The organism is Desulfogranum marinum, assembly GCF_963675105.2.
Lineage (GTDB): Bacteria > Desulfobacterota > Desulfobulbia > Desulfobulbales > Desulfobulbaceae > Desulfogranum > Desulfogranum marinum.
Map to the genome: position 1 here is coordinate 588,832 of NZ_CAXXRO010000002.1, position 12,692 is coordinate 601,523.

The 12,692-nt window shown below is 44.5% G+C and carries 10 protein-coding genes; 6 read left to right on the forward strand and 4 right to left on the reverse strand.

Going from position 1 to position 12,692, the window contains the following annotated elements:
• The first annotated feature begins 1,900 nt into the window (after positions 1–1,900).
• Positions 1,901–2,284 carry a helix-hairpin-helix domain-containing protein gene (locus ACHZCY_RS03390; protein ID WP_319547834.1) on the forward strand — a complete coding sequence of 128 codons (384 nt, stop codon included), beginning with the start codon at positions 1,901–1,903 and terminating at the stop codon, positions 2,282–2,284.
• Between the two features lie 287 nt (positions 2,285–2,571).
• On the opposite strand, the gene pap is transcribed toward ACHZCY_RS03390, so the two are convergent.
• A complete protein-coding gene (gene pap, locus ACHZCY_RS03395; protein ID WP_319547835.1) occupies positions 2,572–4,104 on the reverse strand; it encodes a polyphosphate:AMP phosphotransferase in 1,533 nt (510 codons plus the stop codon).
• Between the two features lie 406 nt (positions 4,105–4,510).
• Between pap and ACHZCY_RS03400 the strand changes: the two genes are divergently transcribed.
• From ACHZCY_RS03400 to ACHZCY_RS03415, 4 genes are all read left to right on the forward strand, one after another.
• Positions 4,511–4,900 carry an antibiotic biosynthesis monooxygenase family protein gene (locus tag ACHZCY_RS03400; protein WP_205221904.1) on the forward strand — a complete coding sequence of 130 codons (390 nt, stop codon included), beginning with the start codon at positions 4,511–4,513 and terminating at the stop codon, positions 4,898–4,900.
• A 790-nt stretch (positions 4,901–5,690) separates the two neighbouring features.
• A complete protein-coding gene (locus tag ACHZCY_RS03405) occupies positions 5,691–6,632 on the forward strand; it encodes a PEP-CTERM sorting domain-containing protein (RefSeq protein WP_319547836.1) in 942 nt (313 codons plus the stop codon).
• A 195-nt stretch (positions 6,633–6,827) separates the two neighbouring features.
• On the forward strand, positions 6,828–7,316 hold the full coding sequence (locus tag ACHZCY_RS03410) for a phage tail protein (RefSeq protein WP_394713363.1): 489 nt from the start codon (positions 6,828–6,830) through the stop codon (positions 7,314–7,316).
• Positions 7,317–7,467: 151 nt separating this feature from the next.
• Positions 7,468–8,442 carry a tetratricopeptide repeat protein gene (locus ACHZCY_RS03415; RefSeq protein WP_319547838.1) on the forward strand — a complete coding sequence of 325 codons (975 nt, stop codon included), beginning with the start codon at positions 7,468–7,470 and terminating at the stop codon, positions 8,440–8,442.
• A gap of 16 nt (positions 8,443–8,458) precedes the next feature.
• Here the strand turns inward: ACHZCY_RS03415 and ACHZCY_RS03420 are convergent, their stop codons facing one another.
• On the reverse strand, positions 8,459–9,634 hold the full coding sequence (locus tag ACHZCY_RS03420; protein WP_319547839.1) for an acyltransferase family protein: 1,176 nt from the start codon (positions 9,632–9,634) through the stop codon (positions 8,459–8,461).
• A gap of 99 nt (positions 9,635–9,733) precedes the next feature.
• On the opposite strand from ACHZCY_RS03420, the gene ACHZCY_RS03425 reads away from it, so the two are divergent.
• On the forward strand, positions 9,734–10,609 hold the full coding sequence (locus tag ACHZCY_RS03425; protein WP_319547840.1) for a HEAT repeat domain-containing protein: 876 nt from the start codon (positions 9,734–9,736) through the stop codon (positions 10,607–10,609).
• Between the two features lie 20 nt (positions 10,610–10,629).
• Here the strand turns inward: ACHZCY_RS03425 and ACHZCY_RS03430 are convergent, their stop codons facing one another.
• The gene (locus ACHZCY_RS03430; protein WP_319547841.1) at positions 10,630–11,826 is read right to left on the reverse strand and encodes a multidrug effflux MFS transporter; all 1,197 of its coding nucleotides are present in this window, start codon (positions 11,824–11,826) and stop codon (positions 10,630–10,632) included.
• A gap of 88 nt (positions 11,827–11,914) precedes the next feature.
• Positions 11,915–12,394 (reverse strand): MarR family winged helix-turn-helix transcriptional regulator, encoded by a 480-nt coding sequence (locus tag ACHZCY_RS03435; protein WP_319547842.1) that lies wholly within the window; start codon positions 12,392–12,394, stop codon positions 11,915–11,917.
• Between the last annotated feature and the right edge of the window lie 298 nt (positions 12,395–12,692).

Genomic DNA, 12,692 nt, shown 5'->3' on the forward strand with positions numbered 1-12,692 from the left:
TTAGTAAAGCTGAGTATACGCAGGTATCCTGGATGACAGTTCCAGGGACTGATACGATTAACAATGCAAACTCTTGCGCATGTGTAATTATTTTCCCTAAACTCCAATTGTAAGACAGGCCTAAAATAAACACCTACTAAACACATCCCCTGCTCCCACGATATCAACTATGCTTGTTCCTTCAACCGGCAGCGTGGTTTCACTCTCACCGTTGCGGAGATAGATTCTCGAATCTTAAGTATCATGATGAGAAAATAACAATGTTTGCTATTCATTTTCCAAGTTGACATGAAACTATTTTTTGGCCTCTTGCATCCGCTCCACCCATTGCAACAAGTTTTGGAACCAACCCAAAACAATACAAATATCATGCCAATTTAAATGGTGCGCCACATACTACTTTTGTGCCGGCAGCGAAAATAGAGGACAATATTTTTCTATAGATGATCGTCTGTTTTTCGGCCATACTTTCCTCTAAAAGAGAAAAGAGTCATGCTTTATGGACTCGTAAAAAGTCCATCGCACGCTAAAGATGGCTAAGTACAAAAGTTCGATATACAAGGCGCAGTATTTTGCTCGAGGCTTTGACTATATATACGATATGTCAAAACCTCGGACGAAACCTACAACACCGTAGATCGGACTTTTTTCGACGCCATCATGCTTGACAATTCATTGATTACCGATATAGTATCGCTCAACATAGTATTATGCAATACTATATTGAGCGATACTAATATGAGGGTTCTTATTCAGGGGCGACCAATGATTCTAACAACGACGCTTCACTACCTCACTGTGGTCTTACTTATAGGCGTTCTTAGTTTCCCTGACTGGGTAGCAAAAAGCATCTTTATGGCACTTGAAAATCAAGTCGCGGGTTGGGTGATACAGCTCGTAGCGGCCTGTATCCTTTTGCTCCTGATATTTGTTCGTAGGCACCGTAATCATATAAAGAATCGAAGAGTTTTCTTCGATGATGAAACAGTCAAAAATCGTCTTAAATTTAACGAGACAAACAGTAGAAAAACGTTTTTCCTGCTGAAATCTTTTGGTTGTACAGTACTTATTTTATGGCTATTAATGTTTCCTGACAATGCTTCAGGAGGATTTTGTATGAGCTCTGTCACCACAAACAGCGCAAATCTCATACAGGGGGAGCTACTGAGCAAAGAACTTAGACAAACTGATCTCACTTTACTCAATAAACGGCCTTAACCCGGATTTCTCATCAATAAAGTTTTTCGCAGGGCAAGGCACAAGCCGCGCAGCAGGTAAGCGTAGACTCCGATAGTAAACTACCGCAAGTGGCTTGTAACGTAGATCCTGCGGAAAAATCTATTGACCCAAAGGGGGAACTTTTTGATTTAAAACAAAAAACACACTGCCAATAGCATAGGTTTTATTTTAGTTAATAATATCAATTGTTTGAGTTTGAAATCAAAAAGTTCATGAGAAATTCGGGTTAATTCTGGAATGTTCCAGCTACGCCTTTCATTCCAGCTCTGTGTCGACCGGACCACTGGAACAATTTATCCGGCTAACCTGAAGCTTACTGGACATGCAACGAGCTGGGACCAAATAAATTTCGCATTTTGCCTGCCTACGCAGCAATTCGGCCGTCAAAGGTTTCTTGTAAGAAAATATCGTTACTTGGCAGAATAACGTAAAGCCACTGTGCGAGGGTTGGAAGACAGAAGATCTTGCAAAATCGATAGCAAAAAGCTACGTTGCTACGAATAGATACCAGGTTTCGATATGGACCCGTTTTTTGTAGAACTCTCTAAAAAAGGGAATACTTCGCGCCATCACCCACCTACCTATTCCCTTTTTCTCATTCTTGTAGAGTTCAAAGCGACAGTACAATACAAAGATAATCATCTGCCCCAAGAGGTATTCCATGGCAATTCCCATCACTGAAATAAAAGGAGTCGGCCCCCTGACTGCAGATAAACTGACCGAACATGGCTACCGTACTGCAGAGGATGTGGCAACAGCTCAGGCTGATGATCTGGCCACAATTTCCGGTTTTGGCTATGTTCGCGCAAAACTTGTTATTGAGTCGGCCAAAAATTTAACCAGTGAAGTCGTGGAACCACCTGCATCTGAGCAAGCCCCTGAACCAACAGATGATTCCAACCGAGATGTAGAGGTCCAAAAGCAAGAACCCAATCCACCTAAAAAGAAATCAACCAAGAAAAAAGAGAAAAAGGCAAAAAAGAAAAAAAAGGACAAGGCCGATAAAAAGGACAAGAAGGCAAAGAAGGCAAAGAAAAAAAAATAAGCTTTTTTTTAGAGCCGCGCAGCATCTGCTTGGTGAAGACAGTTGCTGCCAACTGTAATGGCTCGGATTCAACCTGACATTTTTTACAATGCTGGTGGTCCACTTTATTAGCTTCTAGTCCGATTTCACAGACCTACTTACCGTGGCTATGAACTGCACAGGGATTGGTACCGAAAATCAGGCCAAATCGATAAGCGTCTATCCATTTGATCGAGCTGCAATAGTTCTGTTTCTGTACATACTTTAGGGTGCTTTGAAAAATCAGATTTTTCAAAGCACCCTAATCGTTACTTCCCCTTTTTGGGTTTGTCCAAATAGTCGACGCCTTCCTCGTATAATTCTTTGAGTTTGCCCTCTATTTTTTCACACAGAGTCTTGAGCACTTTGATACGGGCAAAATATTTACTGTTTGCCTCTACCAATGTCCAGGGAGCATAATTAGTACTGGTTCGATCTACCATATCACAAACGGCCACTTCGTATTGCTCCCACTTGTCCCGATTACGCCAATCTTCATCGGTAATCTTAAAACGTTTGAAACCCGTCTGCTCCCTGTCATGAAATCTTTGTAACTGCTCATCTTCGGTGATGGCCAACCAGAACTTGACCACCACGATATGATGGCGGGCAAGTTGTGCTTCAAACTCGTTGATTTCACTGTAGGCCCTCAACCAGTTGTCTTCTGTACAGAATTGTTCTACACGTTCCACCAGTACGCGGCCATACCAGGATCGATCAAATATAGTTACCCGACCTTTTCGGGGCAGGTGTCGCCAGAACCTCCACAAATACGGTTGAGCCCGTTCCTCCTCAGTTGGTGCGGCAATTGGAATAACTTGATACCAGCGAGCATCAAGTGCCCCTGTAATACGACGTATTGCCCCTCCCTTCCCTGCTGCGTCATTGCCTTCAAATACAGCTAGTACGGAGGTGTATTTAAACTTTGGATCCCTTGTCAATCGGTTCAGTTTTCCCTGGTATTTTTTTAGTTGCGCCCTGTACTCCTCCTTGCTCAGGGATTGCGTCATATCCAATGTCTTCAATAAGTGCAAATTATCTATAGACGGCATAACAGGCGGAGCGAGGATTTTCCGGGAAGGGAGGGCCTGCTGGTCTAAACGTTCGCGAATTGCACTAAGGACTAACTTACCTACGGTCACGTTCCGGTAGCGGGCATCTTCTCCTTCAATGATCAGCCATGGAGCTTCAGCAGTTGAGGTGTGACGAATAACCTTTTCATGCACCGCACGAAACCTATCGTACATTTTGAAATGCTTCTTATCCCGTTTGGTGACTTTCCAACGAGTAAAAGGATTTTTTTCTAGCGATTTCAGCCTCTTTTTCTGTTTTTCCTTGGAAAGATGAAACCAGAATTTTATCAGCAGAGCCCCCTCGTCCACCAACATTTTTTCCAAACTTCTTGCCCTATCCAGGCTCTGCTCCAGATCGGCATCCTTGGTTCTGCCATAAGCTCTGTTCAGCATCGGCCACGTGTACCACGATCCCAGGAAAACCCCGATGTTACCTTTTGGCGGCAAAGCTCTCCAAAACCTCCACATCATTGGTCGATCCAGTTCTTCATCGGTTGGTTCGCCCATACCATGGGTTTGAATATGCCGGGGGTCCATCCACTCATTTAATAGATTTACAGTGGCTCCGCGTCCCGCACCGTCCAACCCGCCGACCAGGATAATCACCTGAAAAGCGGCCGACTCTGTCAACTCCATCTGAACGTTGAGGAGTTCTTCTCGTAGGACAGGTACTTCTTTTTTGTATTCAGATTTTTTTATTTTATGTCCCAACTCTGCAGATTCAAACATACCCTTACTCCTATATAGATATTGGCAGAATTTCATTCCGTTTCCTTGGCCACATGGCACCTTCGCTCGAATATACTATATACATTTTCCCATCCCGCGGTGTCCCTTCAATCCATTTACAGGGTATAGTATTGCGGATATGAACGGATCAGCATTCCAAATGGCGACCACAACGATGGATAAAAACCTTCCGATTCGAAAATACCTTTCAATACCATTGAGTCGTTGCGAGCTACAAAGAAATAGCACTGCCGCCAAGATCTAACCCCATTCTATCAAAAAGCTGCATGGAGGATGCAGAATCATGAAACCAGGGAAAATTATCACATCGCACTGTGTAAAGATCTAGGCTATTTTCTCTTGATACTTGCAAGTTAAGGTATATATACTTCTTAGTAATCCGGCGTTGACTTTACAAGTAAGAATAGAATACAAGAGGAAAGAACCTACCATATTGGCCTTGTCTCTATGCGGATACAAATTCTACAGCTGCGAGGTGCCTATGTATGTCAAAGTGATCAGCAGGCGGTTGTTCAGGATATCAAAGAAGGAAAAACTTATTCCACTTCTTCAGAGTCTTAGAAAAAGCGCTGAAAAGGAAAAAGGTTTCATTTCACGATCAACTTACTCAAGTATGAACGACCCAGGAGAATATATTGTTATCAGTGAATGGGAAACGGCTGATGATTGGATAAGATGGATAAACAAAAAGAAGGTTCAACAACTTCAGTGGGATATTGATTCAATATTGGGTGAAAAAACGTTGTTCGATGTATACCTACCCGAGGATTTTTAACTTTATTCCCTAAATAATATGACCAGATAAAGGATTGTAGAGCGTAAGCTCAAATATCAAACCAAGGTACATTGCCGATTCTACACCGTCGGCACCTATACAGCATACTCTTCATTCTGCTTTTACTGTATTTTGGGATGCAGTCTGGTGGGTTTTTACCGGTCCGGGTAATCTACAGCAGAGTTTCCACCAAAGCCCCTGCTAGCTTTCCCCCCTTCTCCTACCAACTGTTTGACATGCCGACAAACAATACAGTTGCAGGTAAAGAGTATTACGATTACGACAACTTTCTAAATCGCCCACCTACTTTGCCAAGGCTACGGGTAACCTGACCCAAGGCAACATACCGTCCAGTATGGAGCAGTTCAACTAAATATTACCATATCCTGAAGTTACTTCTTCAAGCCTTTTTTCCTGAGGCATCCAATAATCTGAAAACGCGACCAACAGTGATCATGCATCAGCTCAGTCAGGTTGATCAACTCTTTCAAATCAATATTTTTTAACATTCTGACAGAGGGCGCATCTGTTACATTTTCCGTGTTTCAGAATTTATTTTCCTTTTAACCGTAAAAACGAACAAAAAAAACAGAGCATTGATAGATAGTTAGCACGTAACACATTGTAATTCCAGCATTCCACATGGTGCCACAAAGTGGCAGTAGCTTTGCATGTAAAAAACATGCAACTACTTGAAAATGTTATGGGACGGTTACCGCAACAGTCTTGAAAATATTTTCTTCCTGCAGGTTAACCTCTACTGTTCCTGTTCGGGACTGGAGGCTCATTTATGATACAAGAATCCTACCACACAAGGCTTGATAATATCTTCAGCAAGTGTTCTGCCGTCAAGGCCGGCACAGTCGCACTGATTGGTGGTGCAGGGGTGCTTTTTGCCGTGGGCATTACCACCGCAGCTCTCTTACCAGGAGATCTAAGTATTTCCAACAGTAGCATCGCATTCGACACAGGTGCTTTTGCCACTGTTGGTGATTCTACCTCTATAACAGGCAGCAGCTTTTCTGCAAAAGTAGGGGGGGCTGACACGGCCACTGGTTTTGATAAAACCGGCCCGTTAGGTCCTGGGACTAACCCCATCCCCGGCAACTTTACCGACACCGGCGATGGTTTTGGTATTACGGTGAATGCGCAAACTTCTCACAACGATCTAACCGCAGATCCTAGTCCAAGCCCCAACGACTCAACCCTTTTCTCTCTAGGGGTAGATATGGGCTTTGATATTAGCAACACCTCCGGGGTAGACACCTATGATGTCGTTATCAAGTGGATGTTTGACAGCTCGGTGACCGCAAGCGGACTAGATGCATACTCCAATTCAGAGTTTGATCTCTCGGTTGGTTCGTCGAATGTCTTCACCGACATTACTGCTGATACATTATTAGGCAATGAATTCGATGGTAACCTGATCACTGACCCTAGTCCTTCCGATCCTACAGACCCTTATATATACGGCGGCACAGTGACCGATGCTGACACCCTCCTCTTTACCTTGGCCCTGGCCCCTGGTGATATGTTCTCAATAATTGGTGCATATAGTTTGGACGGCGAAGCATTTGAAGGATCAACTAGTGCCAGCTTTTCATCATTTTTAAGTATAGACAGTGTTACCAAACATGGGGCAGCAGCTATCCCAGAACCGACAACCATGCTCCTTTTTGGAGTAGGCCTGGCCGGACTTACCGCGGTCCAGCGACGTAAAAATCGTTCATAACTTTTAAATGGTTATGCTCTGATATATCAAACGAGCAAAGTAGCAATCACTTCAACAAGAGGAGACAGTATAATGATTAAGAGAATCACAAAAATAAACATAGTCGCCAGTTGTATTGCTCTTTTAACTGTTGGCATCCTTTTCAGTAGCCCTGCCGTATCTCATGCAAGTGAACCTTTTCTTGCTGAAATCAAAATGTTTGGCGGCAACTTTGCACCACGTGGCTATGCATTCTGTGACGGGCAACTTCTGCCAATATCGCAGAACTCTGCGCTCTTTTCCATCCTAGGGACAACCTATGGCGGGGATGGCCGGACAACCTTTGCACTTCCTGATCTGCGAGGGCGAACAGCTGTGCATCCTGGCCGTGGTCCAGGACTGACAGAAAGGAGGCTGGGAAGCAGATGGGGGGCAGAACAGGTGACCCTTACTGTAGCCCAATTACCTTCACATAATCACGGTTTGAGAGCCTACAGTCAAACCGGAGACACCACCACCCCGAGTGCAAATACCGTGCTGGCACGCGATGGAAGGGATCGAGCATATTCGACAGCAACTCCGGATGTTACAATGACTGTCGGCACCAGCAATACCGGCAATGGACAGGCGGTTGAAATCAGCCAACCATCTATTGGGATCAACCATATCATTGCTCTGCAGGGTCTCTTTCCTTCCAGGAGCTAGCCTGTCCATAAACTAGCTCTGTATTTGGGCGCCTTTAAGTATAAGGCGTCCTTTTTTTATCAAGAGACACTGTGGGCTCTCTCTTTTTACAGCGCTGAATGGTCTTTTAGCGGCAAAACACATTAAATCAGACACATATCAAGGGGCTTTAATGAGATATCCGATCATATTTTTAGCTATAGCACTGCTGGTTACCGTTTTCCCGCCTTGTATAACAGCAACTGATTATGCGCGAGAAAGTCGACGTGCCCAGAAGCTGCTCAGTGAAGGAAAATATGATAAGGCCTACCAGATGTACTCTGAGCTGGCAACCGAGCAAAAAAATCCCCTCGCTCAATTTACCTTGGCCCTTTTTTATGAATACGGGTGGGGGCGAACACCGGACCGGCAGCAGGCCTGCCGCTGGTATGGGCAAGCGGCCCAAAGAGATATTCCGACAGCTGCTCATTTCTATGCGGCATGTTTTGAGGAAGGTATTGGGGTTGATCAATCACTTTCAGATGCCATTTATTGGTACGAACAGGCTGTTGCCTTGGGACATGGGGGGTCACATTTCCCAGCAGCGCAGCTGCTGCTAACTGCCGATAACGTTGCTGACAAAACAAAGGGGCTCCAGCACCTGCACCAGGCAGCCTCCATTGGCAATCAACAGGCCCAACTGCAGCTTGGCAACATGTACATGCAAGGGCGTCAGGTGGAAACCAACCCATACCAAGCCCTCCATTGGTACCGGCAGGCCGCTCAACAAGATAATCACGAAGCTCAGTATCTCTTAGGAATACTCCTTCGCGACAGCCAATCCGCAGATTTGCACTCTGACGAAGAGGCATTGAAATGGTTGGAAACGGCGGCTGCAAACGGATACCAACCAGCCTATCTGCCCACTGCACGGTATTATCTGGGGGGGGAAGACCTGAAAAAAGACGAGCATATCCCTGCTCCAGCGCTAGCCAAAGCCTATATGTGGCTTTCGGCGGCCGAACAACGGGCTGCAACAGAAGAAGAAAAAGCAACATGTAGGAAACTACTTGGACAGGTATCGGCTACCATGCCTGAAACGTGGAAGCCTGAACTTGATGCCGAGGTGAAAAAGCACTTAAAAAAAATTGCTGTCATCCAGCAATAAGTCGGCATGGCGTATATTAAAGTGGTACATACAATCGCTTTTTCTTTTTCCATAGCACAAGGACTGGCCGCTCTATGCAAATGTAGGTGAAAAATGCTGCAAGAGTGGCAAGACAGAAGCTAACAAGAACAAAAATAAGAGGATAATCCGGCGCATTGAGATGGACTTCAGCCATCCCTCTGTCTGCCCATTGTAATATTGGGTGGTGGAAGAGATAAAAACCATACGAGAGAACACCAAACATCTTTATCGGCCCCCATTCGAATAAGCGAACAGCATATGTGGTGAAAGGCAGTGCCAGCAGAAGTCCACCCATGAGCAGGGCGATCAAAGGAAGGCCATACCGTCCATGGGGTATCTGTAGAGCAGACAGAAAATCTGGGGCTGCCAGCAAAATGAGGAGCAAACATGAGACTGCCCAGAAAAAAACTTCACTGCCCTTTTGTACAAGCAAAGGTCTTTTTTTGCGCGACTCATTTAACTGTAAGAAAAAAAATGCGGTAAAAGCACCTATAGCAAAATGGGGTAAATGGGCTAATAATGAATAATTGAGCACCGCCCCATTCACCCGTATCCACGTTAATCGCTCGTCCAGCGGCCATAGAACCACTTGGGTGACCGCATTGATCAAGACACAATGCACAAGGTAGGACAACGCTGCCGTGATCGCTAGAGTTGCAAGAGATATGTATATGGAGGATCTGTGTGCCAGATAAAAAAACACAGGCACTAGGCAATAAAGCTGCATTTCGACAGCCAAAGTCCAAAATGAGGGATTAAGGCTGAAAATAGAAAACTCTACCAGGTTGAAAAGAAAACTGTAGTGGAGCAGGATATCTGACCAGGCACCTGGAATTGCCCAGTGATTATAAAAAATGAGAAGGACCGTTACAGCAAAAAAGTAAGCAGGGGTAACCCTGACGATTCGTTTACAGGCATAATTGATGGTTCTTGGCAAGGGCGTTTCGTACCTTTTCGATTGCCAGTATGGCAGGCTGAGCAGAAAACCGCTCAAGGAGAAAAAGAGAGCAACACCATATTCTCCGTTGGCAAGTAGTTCATAAAGATCAAACGGTCCCCAAACAGGATCTAAAAGAACAATTTGATTATAATGGACCAGGAAAACTCCAAATGCCGCTACACCTCGCAGACCAGTGAAACCGGGAATGTATGTGTTGACTGATTGGCGCATAGCTTATACGACATATCGTAGGTGATATTGTATACTTTCTGCCTGATACGCCCCTTGTCTTTACTTTGTTTACCTGAACGCTCAAGACTACGAATATATATGTTTACCTTTATACACATACTCAATAAAGATTATTTCCTCATCAAGAGAATACTCCTTTTTACCTGGTGGTTCAGCCTTTGCTCATTAGCACCCCCCTCCTCTCTTTTTGGTGCGACCTTTGATCTTCAACTACAGGATAACAGGCTAAGCATACAAGCCAAAAATTATCCTCTTGAAGAAGCGCTGAAGGAAATTGCGTCTCGTGCAGAGTTCAAACTGGTAATATACGGTACTCTCTCATCAACTGTAGATATTGAATTCCACAATAGTCCGCTGGAAAGCGCGCTGCGTCGCATTGTCGGCAAGCATCCAATGGTTGTTCTTTTTGAGCAAATAGATGCACTAGATCAGATTAAAGAGGTGTGGATCTTTCAACAAGGGGGGGAAGAAAGATCCATGGCCGAGGCGTCCGCAGAGGAAAGAACTAGTGGTTATACAGTGCCACGCACTGTTTTTATTCACAATCAAACATCTCACGAGATAGAGGTAAATCCGGCAGAAGAAGACTATTACGATATTTCACGGCTGCAAAGAGCCATACTCCAGGAAGAGGACACGAACAAGCTTGAACTTACTGTAAGGGAACTGGCCGCCATTGGAAATGATGAATCTGTTCAAGTCATGGCGCAAGTCCTTGAAAAACCTGATCCCGGTCTGCGTAGTTATGTTGCAGAACAACTCGGGCAAATAGATACGTTGAATGCTGTTTTAGTCCTAGGTCAAATTGTTTTGGGAGAAAAGGATCCTGCAGTAAGGTTGGAGGCGGTAAAATCCTTGGCCGGAAAAGACAGCGTACCAGCCAAGGCATTTTTACAAACAGCGACTCAGGACAAAGATGGCGTTATTCGTAAAACCGCTGCAAATGCTCTGTGAAACAATGGCTGGATCTGCATTTACGGTACTCCTTGAGTGCTATTCTTACCAGAAATCGCTTTCTTGGCAATAAGGAGCCAAGTAGTCAAAACAATCCCGCCGCTGAATAGAGCGAGCATAGAAATCACATCAATTTTGTTCGTCCATTCGAGGGAAATAAACCACATGGAGAACGCTCCAATCATAAAGTAAACAAAAATCATGAAAGATGAGGCTGTCCCTGCACTTTGCTTCACCTGTTCAAGGATAAGGTTATTACTTGGCGGCCGACTAAAACCAAAAGAGAAAGAGGCTACAGCCATGGGTACTGCCAGCCCCCATGGTCCAGGAACAATCCCGGAATACATGAGCATGCCACTCAACAAGATGCCGACAAAGCTTATTGCTAAAAGTCGCCTGCTGTCGATAATTTTATGGAGGCGGGTAAAAGCATACGACCCCGACATAATTGCAAGGGCATTAAATGCAAAGAAGTAACCAAACTTCTGCTCCGATGTCCCAAATGTGTTGATGTAAATGTCTGCTGCCGAACCAATGAAGGAAAAATGCGGGAGAACAATAAGAGAAAAAAGTACAACCATACCCAGATATTTTTTGTTGTGTAAAAGCTGCAGATACATTCCTGCGATGGCTCTTGCACCGGTAGCTGATCGCTCTTTCAGCGGTTCTTCCAAATACAATACTCCTCCCCATGCGAATACGCCAATAGCTGCCTGGCAAACAAAAATCCACGGCCAGGAAAACCATGTCATGATCCATGCGCCTATAACAGGAGCCAACATAGGGGCCAAGGCCATGATCACCCCCATGTAAGCCAGTAGCCTTTGTCGTTCGTGTCCTTCATATAGATCTTTTGTTGTCGCCATGGCAATAACCGAGGCAGATGCAGCCCCGGCAGCTTGCAGTATCCTGAACACGATCAAGCTGAACACATTGCCGGAAAAAGCACAGAGCAGACTGGCTGATATGTAAATTCCAATGCCGACCAACAGTGGTGGCCTGCGGCCAAACCTGTCGGAAAGGGGGCCATAAACCAAGAGGCTCAGACAATATGTGACGAAAAAAACCACCAAAGTAAGGTTCATAATCGACATCGGTTGCTGCCAGGTCTTTTGCAAAAAGGGTAAAGCTGGGAGGTACATGTCGGTCGAAAGTGGCGGAAAAGCCGAAAGCAGCGACAGAAGCAGGATCATTTTCAGGTTATTTGTTTTTTTCATTTTGATTTGGATAACAGTAAACGTGACGTTGCGAGTGCGACCACTCAAATCGAACTTACTTAACAGGTTAAGTAAAATATTGCCGGATTTATCCTTTTAAGTTGCCGGTGATTTTAAGAATGGTGGTTTTGAGCAGTTCAATATCGTCGTTTGGAATACCTTTGCACATTTGTGAAATATTATCTTTGGCAGAAGATATGAGTGAGCGTTGCAACTTTCTTCCTTTTGCGGTGAGGTATACCCGCTTACATCTTCCGTCGACAGGATCACGTCGACGAACTACAAGGTCGTCTTTCTCTAATTTATTCAGTAAATTCAGAGCAGCTACTTCTGTCCTGTTCGACTGCTTGGCAAGATCCTTTTGCGTGACACCATCGCGATGTGCTAAATGCGTGAGGAGTAGCCACTGTTCCGATGTGAGCGGGCTGCCCATATGGGAAAAACGAAGATGTAAGCTTTCCCGCATATATTTAACACATGTTGCCATCAGCATCGGCAGCGATTCGTCGACATTATATGTATCAGCAGCAGCTACTTTTTTTTGTGATGAGTCGTTATGGTTCGTCATAATAATTAATGCATTAACTAATTCTAGCAATATGTCAATTTATATTTAAAATTTTTGCCATACTCAAAACAATGGTGCTGCAATGCGGGCCGCTTTTGGACAACGACTTTCCACATTTCCTCCCATTTTCTTCCTCATTATTTTGTCACTGTAGATTGGAATGGTGCGAGATGTGTAGTTGGAAGGTATCTAGCTGAATTCTGCGTACAGGCATGATAGCTAAAGTAAGTTTGTCACCAGTACCTAATTTGTAAATCTCCCTTTAAGCATAAATCAATTCTATTACACCACATCTTAA

Bases quoted from the DNA above. Each gene is read 5' to 3' on its own strand.
- ACHZCY_RS03390 (WP_319547834.1), top strand. From the start codon at position 1,901: ATGGCAATTCCCATCACTGAAATAAAAGGAGTCGGCCCCCTGACTGCA.
- ACHZCY_RS03435 (WP_319547842.1), bottom strand. From the start codon at position 12,394: ATGACGAACCATAACGACTCATCACAAAAAAAAGTAGCTGCTGCTGAT.
- ACHZCY_RS03430 (WP_319547841.1), bottom strand. From the start codon at position 11,826: ATGAAAAAAACAAATAACCTGAAAATGATCCTGCTTCTGTCGCTGCTT.
- pap (WP_319547835.1), bottom strand. From the start codon at position 4,104: ATGTTTGAATCTGCAGAGTTGGGACATAAAATAAAAAAATCTGAATAC.
- ACHZCY_RS03410 (WP_394713363.1), top strand. From the start codon at position 6,828: ATGTTTGGCGGCAACTTTGCACCACGTGGCTATGCATTCTGTGACGGG.
- ACHZCY_RS03415 (WP_319547838.1), top strand. From the start codon at position 7,468: ATGAGATATCCGATCATATTTTTAGCTATAGCACTGCTGGTTACCGTT.
- ACHZCY_RS03420 (WP_319547839.1), bottom strand. From the start codon at position 9,634: ATGCGCCAATCAGTCAACACATACATTCCCGGTTTCACTGGTCTGCGA.
- ACHZCY_RS03405 (WP_319547836.1), top strand. From the start codon at position 5,691: ATGATACAAGAATCCTACCACACAAGGCTTGATAATATCTTCAGCAAG.
- ACHZCY_RS03425 (WP_319547840.1), top strand. From the start codon at position 9,734: ATGTTTACCTTTATACACATACTCAATAAAGATTATTTCCTCATCAAG.